A 16,771-nucleotide genomic window follows, 5' to 3' on the forward strand; every position below is an offset into this window, starting at 1 on the left:
AGTTAGGGAGGAACGGTAGATGAGCGAGTTTTCCTATCTTACGGCACCACCGGTTCGTTTTGCACCTGGCAAAGGAGATCCCTATGTGACCCGTTTGTCTGACTGGATTCAGACTGATGGGCTTTCGGAAGGGGACCCAGAGCTGCTGCTGATCGGGGTGCCGCTGTCGAAAAGTTCGATCAGTTTTTCCGGGGCGCACAGCCATCCGCAGCAGTTCCGCCAGCTGTGGACTTCTTTTACCACCTATAATATGGACGAAGATATCGACTTGGCTGGTCTGACCGCTGTCGATCTGGGGGACATCAAGATGCACATCACGGATATTCCCCAGTGTCACTACAATATTGAGGAAGCGCTGCATGAAGTGACTTCTCGCTATGCTGGATTACCCGTACTGGTGGGAGGCGATCACTCCATCACGTACCCGGCGATTCGCGGGATCAACCGCAGCCGCCAGCAGCGGGTGGGGCTGATCCAGTTTGATGCCCATCTCGATGTGCGTGACACGCAGTACGGCGGCCGTTCCAACGGGACGCCCATCCGCAGTCTGATCGAAACCAACACCATCCGCGCCGAGGATATCGTATCGATCGGGCTGAGAAGCTTTGCCAATTCAAAAGAGTACCGGCAGTACGCAGAGCAGCAGGGGATGACGTTGTTTACGGCCAAACATGTTCAGCAGACAGGAATCAAGCAGGTTCTAGAGTGGGCGGTCAACTTTTTGGAATCCAAGTGTGATGTGATCTATGCCACCTTTGACATCGATGTGATGGATCAGTCGTTGGTACCGGGCGTACCGGCGATCGGACCGGCTGGTTTATCGGCCGAAGACGTGTTTTACAGCGCGTACCAACTGGGATGCCTGCGAAACGTAATCGGCATGGACATGGTCTGCGTCGACCCGACCAAGGATGTGCGGGACGCAACATCCCGTGTTGCGCTGCATGTATTCTTGCACTTTGCTTCTGGATATTACAGGCGGTTGAGGGGATGAGCGTACACTAGAAACGCGTGGCGGCAGTTGATAAGACAAAAGGGGCGCTCCATTTGTTGATCACTTTTCGATCATCTGGAGGATGCCCCGTTTTTTTGTTATCCCCAATTGCCGCTCTTACGTGCTGTACGCAGGTGTTTCATGAGCAGAACCACGGTACCTTTATCCCTCAATCGAACGTAAAAGGCAGATGCAACCTTTATCGCGTTCCATTCGTAATCGAAGTGACAGGCAGGATGCTGATAGGGGGCAAGATGGTGCTGTTGATCAATCTGGTCATGATATTGTTTTGCGCCCTTTTGCTCGTCACGATTGGTGTTGTCCTCTACTTTTCTGATCGGTCGATTATTCGACGAGACGTACGATTCGTTTCTTCTTCCACGACAAACGATAGTAAGAATATTGCAGCGCGAGATTGACGATGAAAGCGGCCGGATATCCGATCCAAATCCCCAGTATGCCAAGGCTGCTGTAGTGTGAGAGTACGTAAGCAACAGGAACTTCGACACACCAGATCGAGAGAATGCTGAACACCGTTGGCCACAGCACAGTCCCGCTCGCCCGCATCGTAGCCGCAATGACGAGAGTATGGCCGAACACAAGATAACTCCAGAGCGTGATGATGAGCAAACGGTGGGCGATATCAAGTGTTTCCTTGCTGGTCAGGAACAAAGAGAGCAGTTGTTGCGAGAACAGATAGACAAGCAGGATGATCACACCACCGATGGCATAGTTGAGCAGGATGCCCGCCCGTATCACCTGCTTCAGCCGATCAAACTGATTTGCCCCAATCGACTGGGCGGCAAATATCGAGACGGCAATACTTAGACTAATGGCAGGCATCGATACATAACTGACTACTTGATTCACTGCACCGTAGGCTGCGGTAGCATCGGATCCATAGTAGTTGACGAATGAGATGACGGCAACTTCGGCGAGTGATACGAGGATCATGTTGATGCTTGAAGGAATGCCGAGGCGCAGCAGCAACTGCAACAATCCCTTGTCGATCCGCAGGTGCTTGCGGACAGAAGCATCAAATCGCAAAACGTGCTTTGTTTTGTTCAGATAGATCAGCATGATCACAAAGGTTGTAACCGCTGAAGCTACCGATGCGTATGCGGCCCCGTAGATACCGAGGCTTGGAAACCCCAGCCAGCCAAAGATCAGCACCGGAAGCAAAGCCACATTGAGCGCCGTGCTGACAATCAGAAAGTAAAACGGTGTCTTGGAATCCCCAATCCCACGGATAAAGGTGGTATAGGCAATATACAAAAACATAACCGGCATCGACCAAAACAAGATTCGTGCGTAGTGAACGCTTACGTCAATAATATTGCCCGGTGTCCCTAACCATCGCAAGATATCCCAGGCAAAAAGACTGCCGATAATCGCCAGAACCAATCCGAGGATAAAGGTAAAGGTGAGAGTGGTACCGATGATTGCCTTTAATCGTTCTTCATTACGTGCGCCATATGCCTGACCGATCAAGATGGAACTGCCGGAACCGATCCCGATCGTGAACGAAATCAGTAGAAAAAACAAAGGAAAGAAGGCTGAAATGGCGGCCAAGGCATCGACACCGATCCAACGACCGACCACGATCATGCCAACCAACTGTCCCACTGATTGCAGAGCATTGCTGAGCAGCAGAGGGACGAGAAACGTGAGCATCAAACGCCATACGGGTTTGTTGTCCGCTTCCATCGTCTGCGAATCAAAGCCTTGTTTACTACCGTCTAGGGGCTTCATTTTTCATTTCTCCTCGTCTGTTATCCAGCGCAACAAATAAACAATATTCATTTTAGTCTATCTGATAATAGACATTATAACTATACATCTATAAAATATCAAGCGCAATCCTCTTTCTTTGCTCTAACCGACGGTTTCAAGTCAAAGCCGCCTCAAAAAGAATTCGTTCGTCGAGGAAGAACGTTACCAACGAAAAAAGGTAAGAGAATGAGATGAGCCACTACCTGTTGGCGTGTAAACCAGGTCGGTTCGCGTTCCGCAGATGCCAGCACTGCACTAGCCCACCTGACAGCAGCAGGCCGGCGGAACATGAAAACAGCCATTCCCCGCCGTAGGATACCATTACGATACTCCCCAGATAAGGACCAAACGATCGGGAAATGTCCCAGTGCAGCCCGTAGAGCGAAAAATAACGACCGCGCAGCGATGCTGGCGCTCGCAGCGAAACCGTTGTCAACAGTTGCGTAAGGCCAATGCTTTCCCCGAAAAACCAATACCAACTGGAGGAATATCAGCAAGAAGACGCTGTTGGAAAAAGCGTAACCTAGGGAGACGATTGCAAAGCAGACATACGAGATCCAGATCAGCAAGTGGGCCGAGATGTGTCGTGTTCGCAGCACTAACCAGTACTCCAGGAGAATCGAGAGGATCGCTTTGCTGGTCGCCAACCATGAGAGAAGGGATACGGGATCATCAAAGGTCGCCCGCAAGTGAAGCTGCAGGTTGGTCTCCGCCTACGCGTAAAACAGGCTGATGGGAAGAGTTAACAGCATCATCGTGATGATTGGACGAAGCGAGACCATCGTGAGCGGCTGTGTATGATGGCTGATCGTATCACATGCCGCAACAGTGGGCAGGCTTTCCTGCAGTTTCCATCTGATTGCAACTGCGTACATAGTGAGCAACAAGGCGGAACAGACAAAAGCAAAGGCTGGGTCTGCCCGATAGATCCATAGTCCGAGCAAGGGACCGATAGCAGCGCCAACCGAACCGGCCGTACTGAACAGTGCAAACACTTCCGCCTGCCGCTCAGGCGGCACCGTGTCGGCCACGATTGCGCGCTCTGCAGGGATATACAGTGAGCGGCCGGCGCCATTGACGATGTAAAGCAGGGCAAAAGCCGCTACTGATTCGGCGAAGCTCATTCCCAACATGGCAGCCGCCTGAAGGATCAGAGCGATCACCAGGATTCGCTTTCTGCCGAAGCGATCCGTCACTTCCCCAGAGATGATCGACAGTATCATCTCGCTAAACGGCTGCAGTCCGATGACGATCATGGTCATCGCAACAGATCCGCCTAGCTTGTCATGCAGGTAGAGTACGAGAAACGGAGCGATCATTCCGGCGGTAAGTTCGATGATCGCACCACCAAGCAGACCCACCCAAACGACCGGTGGATACTGCTTGATCACGTGCATAGGCAGGAATCGTCCCATCAGCTATCCTATCCTTCTTCCTTTGGTAGAGTTGGCTTTCATTTTAGACGTGGAGGAAGAAGTAGAAAAAGGGTACAATGTTTCCTACATATCTTTCAGGTTTTTGTGGGAGTGGGGCAGATGCAGTTGTTGGATGACTATCTCCGATTGGTGAGTGCTTGCGGCAATCCTGGGACAGGAAGAGCAGTAGAGATATCGCTCGCCGAGGTGGCAGAGATCTTGTGCTGCACAGAGCGCAACGCCAAACTGGTCATTAAAAAAATGCAAACCCGACACTGGCTGGCCTGGGAGCCTGGGCGAGGGAGAGGTCACCGTTCGCGTATCACCTTCTTCTTTCCGGCAGATGAGCTGTTGTTCACTGTTGCCAGAGAATGGGTGCTGACAGGGGAGATTCAGACGGCCCGCAGGCTGATCGCACGTCAAGCCGTCGACTATCCCAAGCTGGCAGAGCGTTTTCAGCGCTGGATGCTGAGCCAGTTTGGGCTACATGTGGAAAGTCAGGGGAAGCGGCGCTGCGACACGCTGCGCCTCTGCTACGAGGATGATATGACGTCATGGCAGATTGATCCTGCATTTCTGCTGCTGCGTTCAGAAAGTCACTTGTCTCGGCATGTGTTCGATTGTCTAGTTGCTTTTGACCATGAGCAGGAAGAGATCGTTCCCCAGCTTGCTCATCATTGGGAACGGAACGAATCCGCAACGGAGTGGCTGTTTTACCTGTGCAAAGGGGTATTGTTTCACCATGGACGGGTGTGTGATTCTCATGATGTGCTGCGCAGCCTGCTTCGCTTGCAGCAGTTGGGCAGTGCGACGCCCCATCATTGGTTGGTAGAAGAAATCAAGCAGATCGAGGCAGTGGACGATGTGACGATTCGGATCCAGCTGCATCGACCGAATCACCTTTTTTTGCATTTCCTGAGTAAAGAGCCGCTTGCGATCATTCCCTGTGAATACGTGGAACAGGCAGGAGAGGGATTTGGACGCATGCCCGTTGGTACGGGACCGTTTCGGTTGTTGCGAAACGATCATTCGATGCTGGTCATGGAGGCGTTTAATTCCTATTTTGGACAACGTCCATTTCTTGATCGAGTGGAGATCTGGTTCGTTCCTGAGTTGGCAGTGGCACAGGAACAGCAGGACGAGCCGCCCACTATCCATCTAGCGCCGCCTGCAATCGAACAGGTTCCGACAGAGGACAGCAACAGCACTCCCTGGAAGCGAAAAGAAAGGCGTGAGAGCTGTTTTCAATACATGAGCATAAACGCCGCCAAGCCGGGAATAGGGAAGCGCAAGGCATTTTGGACTGCACTTGACCTGATCCTTGACCGGCGGGAATTGATCGCCCAACTAGGTGGAAGTCGTGAGCAGACAACCGAATGGACGATATTCCCTGCAAGCAGTCAGCCATCTAAACCAGAAAGGACAGTTGCAGAGGATCAGATCATCTCTTCCTTATTGGAGCAATGCGGCTATCACGGTGAAACGCTTTATCTGTACACCTATCCGGAAGCAGATCATCTGCAGGATGCGGAATGGATCGTCCAACGCTGCCAAGAATACGGCATCTCACTGGAAGTGATTGCAGCAGGTCCGGCTGAGTTAGCCAACCCGTTCCTGCTGCAACAAGCTGACTTGGTTCTGGACAGTGCCAATATGGACGAACGAGAAGAACGATCCCTGCTGGAATTCCTCTACAGTGGAATTGGAAGTCTCCGCTATCATCTGCCCGCTGCAATGGCAGAGGAGCTTGGCAAATTGTCTTCCCGTTTGCTCGCAACACCTGATGTTCATGAGCGCAGTGTTACCTGTCGGCACATCATCAATCGATTGCTTGACGAACGAATCTATCTGCCATTGTACAGCAATCGGATCGAGATGATGGTTCACCACAAGCTGCACGGTATTCGGCTGAATGCGTACGGCTGGATTGACTACCGCCAGGTCTTTCTCCGCGGATAACCGTTTAACGCTATCGCCATACAGGCTTATGGAATATCACGCATGCAGGCTTATGGACGAAGTACGACTTTTATGCAGTTGTCATCTTTGGTATCAAAGAGCTCATACCCTTGTCTTGCTTCAGAGAGCGGCAGCCGATGGGTGATGATGTCGGTCGGATCAAATTCTCCTTTTACAATCATCTCGTAGAGGGTCGGAATGTAATGAATGACGGGTGCCTGTCCCATCTTTAGTGTAATGCCTCGTGCGAATAAATCACCGAGCGGGAAGGCGTTGTAGCGTGCTCCATACACGCCGACCAATTGGATGGTTCCCCCCTTGCGGACGCATTGGCTGGCGATCACTATCGCTCCCAGTGCGCCCCCTTGCAGCTTCAACGCGGTTTCAACCAGTTCCAATGCGGTCATTTTCCCGTCGAGACCGACGCAATCGATCACCACGTCGGCTCCGCCTTGGGTTATCTCTTTTAGGTAGCGACCTGTGTTTTCGTGCTGGGAAAAATCTACCGTTTCCACCCCATTCACCCGTTTGGCATGGTCAAGCCGATAGGAGATGTAGTCGACCGCGATTACCCGTTTGGCTCCTTTTTGCCAGGCAAACTTCTGCGTCAGCAGCCCGACGGGACCTGATCCCAGCACGATCACCGTATCCCCCTCTTTGACACCGGCACTGTCAACCCCCCAATAAGCGGTCGGCACGATGTCAGAGAGGAACAGCAGATGCTCATCATCCAACTCACAGTCTTGGGGCACGACAAATGGAGTAAAGTTGCCAAAGGGGACCCGCAGCATTTCCGCCTGTCCGCCAGCGTATCCGCCATACGTATCGCTGTATCCCAGAAATCCTCCTGACTCTCCATGGGGATTGGAATTGTCGCAGAGGCTCTCCAGTTGATGCTGGCAGTAGTAGCAGCGTCCGCATGCCATGGTGAAGGGAATAATGACGCGGTCTCCTTTCTTTACTCTGTGCACGTCGGGGCCAACCTCTTCCACGATCCCCATCGGTTCATGACCGATCACGTAACCTTCCGGCAGGTTGGGAACCATCCCGTGAATCAGGTGAAGATCCGATCCACAAATCGCCGTGCTCGTAATTCTGACCAGGATATCCTCCCGATCTTGCAGGGTGGGGTCCGGCACATCCGCAACCCGCACATCCTTGATCCCCTGAAAGGTGACAGCTTTCACAGCAGACACGTCCTTTTCTGGTTATCCGTTCCTCTACTAACCTGCTCATTCGCTGCTGGATGTATACGATAGTTCCTGTCAGCATTAATCTTTTGGGCTGATTCCCCAAGCAGAAACGATGTACAGCTAGTTGCAACAGACGTATGGGAATCGGCTGTTTGGCCGCATGCTTCAAGCTTACCATCCTTTGGATGTTGATCGTTCCCCCTCGCTTGCAACCAATCCCCCCTTACATGAGCAACCAACTCAAAGCGGCACGGTATTGCCGGTACGGTTCGTCAACTAAATGCCGCAGACCCCGACATATAGATGACGATGAACGGTAACAAACAAACTGGATCCTGCGGGCTCACCTGTCCACACTGGAGAGGTTTTTTACAATGATTGACAAGCGCGCCGAAAAGATCGAAAATTAAGTCAATACGTCAATCCTGTATCTGTAGGAGGTATACTATGTCACGTATCCGACCGATCGCCTGGGAACCGACCGAAGAAATCATGCAGAAAAGCAATCTGCAGCAGTTTATGGATCGGCACAACATCCCCGATTATCAGACGCTGCTGTCCCGTTCTGAGCAGGATATCGACTGGTTTTGGGACGCGTTTGTCCAGTTTGCGGGAATCCAGTTTTATCAGCCCTACACACAAATTGTGGATCTTACGGAGGGTCTGCCTTGGCCTAAGTGGTTTGTCGACGGCAAAATCAATCTCGTGCACAACTTCCTGGACAAATGGGCTGATGATCCGCAAACATCTGCCCGTACGGCACTGTTGTGGGAGGGGGAAGATGGCACCTCCAAGCAATACTCGTTTGCCGATCTGCAAAAAGAGACCAACCGCTTTGCCAACGTGCTGACAGAGCTGGGAATTGTCAAAGGGGATCGTGTCGCGATCTACATGCCGATGATTCCGGAGACGGTGATTGCCCTATATGGGATCTACAAGGCAGGTGCGGTAGCAGTACCGTTGTTTTCCGGCTTTGGACCTGATGCCGTCGCCCTGCGTCTGGCAGATGTAGAGGCAAAAGCGGTTGTTACGGCTGACGGTTTTCTCCGAGGCGGACAGGCGGTTCCACTCAAGCAAGTACTGGACAAGGCAGTTGCTTCAGTTCCTGGTGTGCAGGCTGTCATCGTCGCCGAGCGGCTGGGAGACGCCGACTATCTAGAAGGCCGGGATTATCGTTGGAGCCGTCTGATTTCGTCTGCTTCCGATCGCTTTACAGCTGTGCAAACGGACGCAGAGGATATCTGCATGGCCAGTTACTCGTCGGGAACTACCGGGAACCCCAAGGGGATTGTGCACGTGCATGGGGGGATTGCCGTCAAGACCGCCGAAGTAGGCATCTTTCTCTATGATACGAAGCCAGATGACGTGGTGTTTATGATAACTGATTTTGGCTGGATGATGGGACAGCTCCCCTTGTTTTCCGCCCATGCAGTGGCCGCCCCCTACCTGATCTATGAGGGCAGCCCGGTCCACCCGCATCCCGGACGGCTGTACTCCATCATGGAGAAATACAGGGTGTCCAGCTTTGGTGCTCCAGCCACGGCGCTTCGCTTGCTGAAAACATATGCAGAGCCGTTTCGCCAGAAGGCTGATCTGAGCAGCTTGCGCATGCTAGGTCATACAGGGGAACCAATCGATGAGGAGACCTGGCTCTGGTTCCTTTCCTGGGCGGAAGGAAGGGCACCGATTATCAACGGCAGCGGAGGAACCGAGGTGTTCGCCGAGATCATTTCATCCGTCTGTGTTCAGCCGCAGAAACCTACCTGCCTGGGACAGACACCTGCTGTCGCGGCCAAAGTGGTCGACGAACAAGGGAATCCGGTGCCAGCGGGACAACCCGGGTACCTGGTCTTTACGGTTCCCCAGCCTGCTCAGACACGAGGGTTCTGGAAAGATCGGCAGCGTTACCTCGACAGCTACTTCTCTCTAGGGGAACAGATGTGGTGGCAGGGTGACATGGTGATGGTAGACGAGGACGGGTACTGGTATCATCTCGGCAGGGCCGACGATGTGATTAAGGTCTCCGGACGACGAACCGGTCCTGGCGAGATTGAAGACGTGGTAAACCAGTATCCGGGCGTGTTGGAGTCAGCGGTAATCGGTGTTCCGCACTCGATCAAAGGAGAAGAGTTGATCGTATTTGCTGTTGTCGTCCCGGGTTCGGATGTGGCTGCAGACGGGCTGCGCAAGCATGTGGCGGATTCGCTGGGCAAGCCGTACGAACCGTCTGAAATCCACCTAGTCCAAGACTTGCCAAAGACCCGAACACAAAAAATCATGCGGCGGCTGATTAAACAGCGCTTCCTAGGGCTGCCCATGGGCGATACGTCCAGCTTGATGAATCCCCTGGCCTTGGACATGTTGCCCTGCCGTAGCGGAAACAGTTGAGCTGTTTCCCGATGCTAAATTAAAATTGTCGCACGATCCGTTCAGGGTACGCTGCGGGGAGGATCGATCATACCCTACGATAAGCTTTTTTCCAAACAGCAAGTTCCTGCCAGACCACAAGTAAGGGAACCTGCCCTTCGTTCCTCTGGTGCCATTTCAGGTTGGCGGGAGAGGATTTTGTGGCTTCAGCAGACGGCAGGCAACAGAGTCGTGCAGCGGATGTTGGCAAGTGGACCTTCCCCGGTTCCTACTGAACTGGTTGTGCAGCGACAAGTCCGCAAAGTCGGCAGTCAGTACGAATCCAGCCACGCTCCCGGTAGGTTGTTTGACACATCGAAAAAGAGGCACAGGATGTCGACGAGGTTGTGGAAGAGCTGGAGCGCTACTCACAACTCTTACGGCAGCCTACGGGTACGATCCCGGAGCAAACTCTAGGACGGATGCAGCGTATGACGGCTGATTACCATCCATCCTGGATTCCGACACACTGTCGCGACATTACGGAAGTGAAGATGCTGTATGGTCGTGTGATCAGTGCAATCCAGTCGAAAAAGCAGCTGCTTCTTCAACGTTGTCCGAGCCTGCAAAATGTGAGCAAAATCTTTAGCTGGTCAGACAACGAGCTGCTCACATATTGCAAAATACTGCAGGATGAACGCGTTCCTGGAGCGGACGCCCTGTACAAAGACCTGAAGCGGGACATTGAGCAGGGCAAATTGTGGGAAGGACAGAAAAGCGGTTACAAGTTCCAAATTCATCAAAGTCTGAAGGGCTTGTATGAACTAAAGATCATCCATGTTGAAAGACCGTACGGTACGCCCAACCCCGATACCATGCGACAGGGGCGTTCCGACGCAACGTTTGTCGATGGCTACACCCAGTCACCTCAGCCGCATTACTATCCATCGCAAGAGGAGCGAAGAACGGTTACCGATCTCGATTACAAAATGGGGTATCAGGATCCAAAACATCAGGAGGAATTGCTGGGGCAATTCAACAAGTACGGCGGCAATGCAACCTCAGAGAAAAACATTACCTACGGCGGTATCGAGAACCGGCTGGAGTATTTATGGTATCAAAAAGCACCGAAAGATTTCATCACCAATGCCCAGCAAACCGTGTCCAATATCCGTCAGTCAAATCCAAAGGCGTTTCCCTTCGGTGCCTACGTGAAGACGATCAAAGAGGGAGACAATTATACGCTGGCAGAACCTCTGCAGAGCGGGGAACAAGAAAAAGAGCAACACACCAGCCAGACGACTTCCCAGACTGCTGAAAACTTGTCGAAAAAAAGAAAACGGCAGGAAGAAGAAGAGAAAGCGATGAAGGAAAATGAAAGGCAAGAACGAGAAGCGCAACAGATATGGAACCATTGGCAGGACACATACCAGCACAACGCGCAGTTTGAAGATGCTGTCGAATGGAAGGAAGCGAAGGCGCACCAATCCTATGAGGAGTGGAAGAAAGAGATGCTGGAATACATTCAGCTTTACTGCTCCGAGGACTATCCTGGGGAAGAAATCGTTTGAGGAGAGGCAGAGGCAACTGCCTCTTCTTTTTTTTGGACGATCCAGAATATCTGGAAAAGGAAGGTTATTGTCCGCCATTTCTATGTGGGGAGAACGGACGATGACTCGTTCTATCTGCTTCGGATCATCCATAGAATAGTGGTACAAGTAGCGAGGGGAAATGGCTTTTTAGCGAGACGGAGGTGAAGGTAGGAGTGATCGATCTGCACAGCCACATCCTGCCTGGACTAGACGATGGTGCCCAGACGGACGAGGAAGCGATCCGGATGGCCCGACAGGCGGTCGCCGACGGGATTACCCAAATGGTGGCCACTCCTCACAGCCAAGATGGCATGCATGAGAACGAACCAGCCAGGATTGTGGCTGCTGTCAACCGTTTTGCCCGGTTGTTGGAGCAGCACGGCGTAGGGCTCAGGCTCCATCCTGGTGCAGAAGTGCATATCCACCCGGACCTGGCGGACAACGTGCACCAACAGCGCGTTTTAACGATCGGCGATGGCGGCCGATTCTTGTTGCTGGAATTGCCAGTGATGCAGCTGCCGCTCTATACGGAAAATGTGCTGAGCCAATTAGCGCACCGCGGCATTACACCGATCATCGCCCACCCGGAACGCTGTCTGGCCATTCAGAACGATCCTGATTTGCTGCTGCGTTGGATCAGCAAGTTTGGTGTTGTAACCCAGGTGACGGCCGGTAGTCTGATTGGTTCAATGGGCAAGAGACTGCAGAAGAAAACAGTTGAATTGGTCAAGCATGGGCTTGTTCACCTGGTCGCGAGCGACGGACACAACTGCACAGGCAGACAACCGGTGCTGAGCGAAGCCTACCAATGCGTTTGGCGACTTTTTCCCCAAACGGCGGAGCTGTTTTTGCAGAATGCACAAATGGTCCTTGAGGGAGAGATCCCGCTACGTGCTTTGACAGCAACTGCTCACGGGGGGAAGCGATGGTTTTTCTTCTCGCGGAGATGACAGTAGGGAGAGGAGGAGGACAGCCGGGTGGACCTTAGCATTGCTCAATTGTGGAAGGCGCTGCTGCAGCGTTGGGTATATATGCTTGTTTGGTGCGGATTGGCAGTTGCCGCAACTGGTTTAATCAGCTTGTATCTGATTGAGCCGGAGTACGAAGCGACGACCAAACTGATCGTGCAGGGAGAGTCGATAGAATCGGTCGATTACAGTCAACTGCTTTCCAATCGCGAATTGCTGACCACATATGGAGAAGTGATGAGAAGCAATCAGATCGCCGAAGACGTCATCCGACGTATCGGCCTTTCTATCAGCCCGGAGGAGCTGCTGGAAAAGCTGCGTATCCACTCTTCTGATCAATCGCTGATTGTGACCGTAAGCGCTCGCGATCGCGATTACGGGCAGGCGGTGGTGATCGCAAACGCGTTTGCCCAGTCGTTTTTGGACAATATTCATCAGATTATGAAAGTGGGCAATGTAACGATTCTCGATCCGGCCAGAGAAAAAGCGATTGTCGAGCCAGTACGGCCGCGGCCATTGCTCAACATGGCGCTGGCGCTGGTCGTTGGCATCGTGCTGTTTTCGCTGTTTGTTCTCTATCAGGAGTTGATAAACAACACGATCCGCAGCGAGGAAGAAGCGGAACAATTGCTAGGACTGCCGATCCTGGGTGTGATTGCCGATCACCATCTGAACACGGGAAAAGGTAAGCGCCAGGTCAAGAAAACCTGAGGAGGACACGCCGATGAGACATAGAGATGCCCCCAAACTTATTTACATGGTCAATCCCAAGTCTCCCCATGCGGAAGCATATCGGACGTTGCGGACCAATATCCAGTATGCGACGGCGGGAGGTAAGAAGGAGTACAGGTCTTTGATCGTAACCAGCGCTGAACCGGCTGAGGGAAAGACGACGACAATCAGCAATCTCGCGTTGGCGCTGGCTCATGCGGGGAAAAAGACGCTGTTAATCGATGCCGATTTGCGCAAGTCGTCGATTCATCACGTTTTTCGACTGGCTAATACAAACGGCTTGACCGATGTGCTGATCGGCGAGGAAGAGCCGGAAGCCTGCATTGAGCCAGTGACAGATTATCCCCTGTATGTGTTGACAGCGGGGAGGCGGGTAGCCAATCCGGCAGAAGAATTGGCTTCCAGCAGGATGCATAGCTTAATCAAGCGTTGGCAGGAGGAGTATGATATTGTTCTGCTGGACACGCCGCCTGTACTCCCGGTAACGGACGCCCAACTTCTTTCCAGTCAGGTGGACGCGGTGATTCTCGTCCTGCGGTCCGGGCATATCCATCGGCAGAAAGCAATCAAGGCGAAACAACTGCTGGAACATGTATCAGCTAACTTGATCGGCACCGTTTTAAACCAAAAACAGCGGTCCCATCTCAATGATACTTATTACTACGGGGATGACGGGTAGGTGTTGGCAAGAGAGAAGGCGTACACAATCCGACAGCAATCTGTACAGGCATATCTTCTGCCACAGCAAAGAGAGACTCAGCGATTGGAAATACTGCTGAACGCGTTTGTGATCTGCCTGCCGATTCAACTGGAAACAGGGATTGACCTGCGCTTTGCGCCATCCGATCTGTTTCTGGCCATATTTCTTTTACTGGGCCTGCGAAAACTGGTTTTTCGCGCCACCGTGTTTAGCCTTTGGCACTTTCTGCTGCCGGCGATATTCGGACTGGCTACTTTTTTGTCTGTCATCTATAACGGCAACCTGACTCGCTATGTACTGCTCAACAAGGATATCGGGCTTCTTGTTTTGTTCGCCACCTACGTTGCCCTTACCTCTGTGATCGACAGTGAAGCCAAATGGGTGCGTTTGTTGCGCCTGTTTGTGATCAATGTAAGCATACACAACATGTTGGCGATCGCTGTTTACCTCAGTGGTATTGAACTCCCCGGAATCAATGAATTGGGTGTGCGAATATCCGGTATGCTGCACGATCCCAATGCATTTGGCGGCCTGTTGGTAGCCGCTTTCGCGATTCATATCGTCACCTATTGTCAGAATAGACCGCTGATTGCCGGCAGGTGGGGATTGTTTACCCTGTTTACACTGCCGATCGGGATTTTGCTTACATTTTCCCGTTCTGCCTGGATTGGTCTGGTGATTGTACTGCTGATGTTGATCGGCTACCGACTTTATTACGCGCTTCATCCCACGGTGGCACTGGCTTTCACCTTCGCCGCTATATTAGTGATTCGCGGTACAGCGTTTATTAGCGAAATGATGGTATTGGCCAGCCGACCAGAGCAGATCTTGGTGAGATTGGAGATTTTACAGGATGCGCTCACCATGTTTCAGCAGTATCCGTTGTTTGGAGCCGGTTTGGGCAGTTATTTGCAGGTCTACGGCATCATTATCCACAACACGCCCACATGGTTTCTTACTGAGTTTGGCTTGGTCGGTTTTGTGGTGTTTACCGGTTTCTTACTCTGGTTCTTGCGTCGGGGAATTGACGCTTATCGCTCCTCAGATCAAGCGGGAAGACCACTGCTGTACGGTTTGATCATGGCGCATCTGTCTATGATCGGTTTGTCGTTGGGGATTGAGGCACTCTACCAGCGGCATTGGTGGTTGATTATGGCCGGCTTGGCTACTGTCGCGGCGGTAAAAGCGCCGCTTGATTCTAGGGTCAGGGAGTCCGGCATCATTTTGCAGTTTGACAAGGGAGAGGAAAGAACGTGAATCAGATTCAGCCTAAAGTGGCCTATATCGCTTCTGTTTACCGTCACTTCGAAGCGTTTCACCTGCCTTATTTTGCTCTGCTGCAGGAAATGGGCTGTGAGGTTCACGCCTACGCCGCTCCCGATGACGGTCGACAGTCTGTCGAGCGGATGGGCGTCTGCTGCCATGATATCGCAATCCAGAGAAGTCCATACTCGTGGACGAATGCGACAGCGTTAGGCCAGCTGATCCACAGTTTCCGCCGCGAGCAGTTTCACTTGGTCCATGTCCACACCCCGACAGCGGGTATCCTGGGTAGAATCGCAGCGTGGGTGACAGGTGTGCCGAAGGTGGTGTATACAGCGCACGGCTTTCACTTTTATCGTGGCGCCCCCTGGTTGAATTGGCTGCTGTACTACCCGTTGGAGTGGTTGATGGCCCGGATCACCGATCTGCTGGTGACGATCAATGAAGAAGATTTTACTCGCAGTTCTCACTTTCCGGTGCGCAGCAAAGCGATCCACATCCCTGGTGTCGGTGTGCCAAGTGAGTGGTATCGCATCCCCCAATCGTGCTCGTTTCGTTCTGTACTGCAGGCTCAAATGGGGGTGGAACGGGACGCATTGATCATTCTGTGTGTTGCTGAATTGAACAAAAACAAAAACCAGCAGCAACTGCTGGAAGCGATCCACATGATCAAAGATCAGCCGATTCACTGTTTGCTTGTCGGCGATGGAGAGATGCGAGAGTACCTTCAACGTCTGGCAGAGCAGCTCGGGATTGACGATTGCATTCACCTGATGGGGTACCACCGGAACGTTCACCAAATGGTTGCTGCCGCCGATCTATGTGTACTGGTCTCCAGACGGGAAGGACTGCCTCGAGCGATCATGGAAGCGATGGCGGCAGGCAAACCGGTGGTGGCGACGGATGTCAGGGGAAGTCGTGAACTAGTGCGAGACGGGGAGAACGGATTTTTGGTACCGATTGGCGATGCACAGGCGGTTGCGGAGGCTCTTCGCACATTGTGCAAGGATCGGGAACTTCGCAAGAGCATGGGGCTGCGCAGCCGTGAACTGGCCGCCCGCTTCCATCTCCGTTCCTGCTTGGAGCAGTGGGAGGCCATCTACCGTGATGCCTTACTGCCAATGGCAGCGTTGAAGTCTGCTCAGATTGCATCTTCGGCTGCGGTCAAACAGCCGCCCATCAAACGCAAACCAATGGAGGGATCATCATGAAGCGCTGCTTCGATCTGCTTGTCGGCAGTATCCTGCTCATATTAGCGATTCCATTGCTGGCAGGAGTGGCCCTGTTGGTACGGTACAAACTGGGGCGACCTGTTATGTTTCAACAGCAGCGTGCAGGGTATAGGGGAAAGCCCTTCACTCTGTACAAGTTTCGCACGATGACCGATGAGCGTGATGCAGCGGGAAAGCTGCTGCCGGACGATGAGCGCATTACCCCGTTTGGACATGTTTTGCGCAAATACAGCCTGGATGAACTGCCTCAATTGTTCAATGTGCTCCGGGGCGACATCAGCTTGGTGGGACCGCGTCCACTACTTCTGGAGTACCTGCCGCTCTACACGGCCGAGCAGGCCCGTCGGCATCAGGTGAAGCCGGGAATTACCGGATGGGCACAGGTGAATGGGCGCAATGCGATTGACTGGGAGGAAAAATTTGCGCTGGATGTTTGGTACGTTGATCATCAGTCGTTCTGGCTAGACCTGAAGATCTTGTGGCGGACGGCGGGGACCTTGTTTGTCCCAAAAGGGATTCATGCACAAGGACACTGTACGGTTGAGGATTTTACCGGGTTGAATCAGCATCAGCATCATGGATGAAGGGAACAGAAATCAGCCAG

Annotated in this window: 13 protein-coding genes; 10 read left to right on the forward strand and 3 right to left on the reverse strand. The window is 52.6% G+C overall.

The genetic code is table 11. From position 1 onward, the window contains the following. Positions 1-19 precede the first annotated feature (19 nt). Complete coding sequence (locus tag LOK74_RS08375; RefSeq protein ID WP_230046184.1) at positions 20-994, forward strand: agmatinase family protein; 975 nt, start codon at positions 20-22, stop codon at positions 992-994. A 345-nt stretch (positions 995-1,339) separates the two neighbouring features. Here LOK74_RS08375 and LOK74_RS08380 read toward each other — a convergent pair whose 3' ends face one another. Together LOK74_RS08380 and LOK74_RS08385 are read right to left on the reverse strand one after the other, a co-directional pair. Continuing rightward, a complete protein-coding gene (locus LOK74_RS08380; protein ID WP_230046185.1) occupies positions 1,340-2,746 on the reverse strand; it encodes an MATE family efflux transporter in 1,407 nt (468 codons plus the stop codon). 734 nt (positions 2,747-3,480) lie between these two features. Continuing rightward, entirely contained in the window at positions 3,481-4,182 is a 702-nt protein-coding gene (locus LOK74_RS08385; RefSeq protein WP_230046186.1) for an MFS transporter, read from the reverse strand. Between the two features lie 120 nt (positions 4,183-4,302). On the opposite strand from LOK74_RS08385, the gene LOK74_RS08390 reads away from it, so the two are divergent. Further along, positions 4,303-6,141, forward strand: a complete 1,839-nt coding sequence (locus LOK74_RS08390; protein WP_230046187.1) for an ABC transporter substrate-binding protein — start codon at positions 4,303-4,305, stop codon at positions 6,139-6,141. A gap of 50 nt (positions 6,142-6,191) precedes the next feature. Here the strand turns inward: LOK74_RS08390 and LOK74_RS08395 are convergent, their stop codons facing one another. Then, positions 6,192-7,328: a zinc-dependent alcohol dehydrogenase gene (locus tag LOK74_RS08395; protein WP_230046188.1), complete on the reverse strand. Its 1,137-nt coding sequence runs from the start codon at positions 7,326-7,328 to the stop codon at positions 6,192-6,194. 453 nt (positions 7,329-7,781) lie between these two features. Here LOK74_RS08395 and LOK74_RS08400 point away from each other — a divergent pair, with 453 nt between their 5' ends. The 8 genes from LOK74_RS08400 to LOK74_RS08435 all read left to right on the forward strand — a co-directional run bounded on the left by LOK74_RS08400 (position 7,782) and on the right by LOK74_RS08435 (position 16,751). Then, on the forward strand, positions 7,782-9,722 hold the full coding sequence (locus LOK74_RS08400) for an AMP-binding protein (RefSeq protein WP_230046189.1): 1,941 nt from the start codon (positions 7,782-7,784) through the stop codon (positions 9,720-9,722). 365 nt (positions 9,723-10,087) lie between these two features. Beyond that, complete coding sequence (locus LOK74_RS08405) at positions 10,088-11,251, forward strand: hypothetical protein (protein ID WP_230046190.1); 1,164 nt, start codon at positions 10,088-10,090, stop codon at positions 11,249-11,251. Positions 11,252-11,445: 194 nt separating this feature from the next. Then, the gene (locus tag LOK74_RS08410; RefSeq protein ID WP_230046191.1) at positions 11,446-12,222 is read left to right on the forward strand and encodes a tyrosine-protein phosphatase; all 777 of its coding nucleotides are present in this window, start codon (positions 11,446-11,448) and stop codon (positions 12,220-12,222) included. A 27-nt stretch (positions 12,223-12,249) separates the two neighbouring features. Then, positions 12,250-12,951 carry a YveK family protein gene (locus tag LOK74_RS08415; protein ID WP_230046192.1) on the forward strand — a complete coding sequence of 234 codons (702 nt, stop codon included), beginning with the start codon at positions 12,250-12,252 and terminating at the stop codon, positions 12,949-12,951. 13 nt (positions 12,952-12,964) lie between these two features. After that, on the forward strand, positions 12,965-13,651 hold the full coding sequence (locus LOK74_RS08420; RefSeq protein WP_230046193.1) for a CpsD/CapB family tyrosine-protein kinase: 687 nt from the start codon (positions 12,965-12,967) through the stop codon (positions 13,649-13,651). Continuing rightward, positions 13,652-14,929: an O-antigen ligase family protein gene (locus LOK74_RS08425; protein WP_230046194.1), complete on the forward strand. Its 1,278-nt coding sequence runs from the start codon at positions 13,652-13,654 to the stop codon at positions 14,927-14,929. Next, positions 14,926-16,146, forward strand: coding sequence for a glycosyltransferase family 4 protein (locus LOK74_RS08430; protein WP_230046195.1), 1,221 nt, complete (start codon positions 14,926-14,928; stop codon positions 16,144-16,146). Before LOK74_RS08425 ends, LOK74_RS08430 begins: the two co-directional genes overlap by 4 nt. Next, the gene (locus tag LOK74_RS08435) at positions 16,143-16,751 is read left to right on the forward strand and encodes a sugar transferase (protein WP_230046196.1); all 609 of its coding nucleotides are present in this window, start codon (positions 16,143-16,145) and stop codon (positions 16,749-16,751) included. Before LOK74_RS08430 ends, LOK74_RS08435 begins: the two co-directional genes overlap by 4 nt. Positions 16,752-16,771 lie beyond the last annotated feature (20 nt).

This window comes from Brevibacillus humidisoli, assembly GCF_020923435.1.
Taxonomy (GTDB): Bacteria; Bacillota; Bacilli; order Brevibacillales; family Brevibacillaceae; genus Brevibacillus_E; species Brevibacillus_E humidisoli.

Excerpts from the sequence above, each read along its gene's own strand:
- LOK74_RS08435 (WP_230046196.1), top strand. The coding sequence starts at position 16,143 with ATGAAGCGCTGCTTCGATCTGCTTGTCGGCAGTATCCTGCTCATATTA.
- LOK74_RS08390 (WP_230046187.1), top strand. The coding sequence starts at position 4,303 with ATGCAGTTGTTGGATGACTATCTCCGATTGGTGAGTGCTTGCGGCAAT.
- LOK74_RS08380 (WP_230046185.1), bottom strand. The coding sequence starts at position 2,746 with ATGAAGCCCCTAGACGGTAGTAAACAAGGCTTTGATTCGCAGACGATG.
- LOK74_RS08385 (WP_230046186.1), bottom strand. The coding sequence starts at position 4,182 with ATGGGACGATTCCTGCCTATGCACGTGATCAAGCAGTATCCACCGGTC.
- LOK74_RS08420 (WP_230046193.1), top strand. The coding sequence starts at position 12,965 with ATGAGACATAGAGATGCCCCCAAACTTATTTACATGGTCAATCCCAAG.
- LOK74_RS08400 (WP_230046189.1), top strand. The coding sequence starts at position 7,782 with ATGTCACGTATCCGACCGATCGCCTGGGAACCGACCGAAGAAATCATG.
- LOK74_RS08375 (WP_230046184.1), top strand. The coding sequence starts at position 20 with ATGAGCGAGTTTTCCTATCTTACGGCACCACCGGTTCGTTTTGCACCT.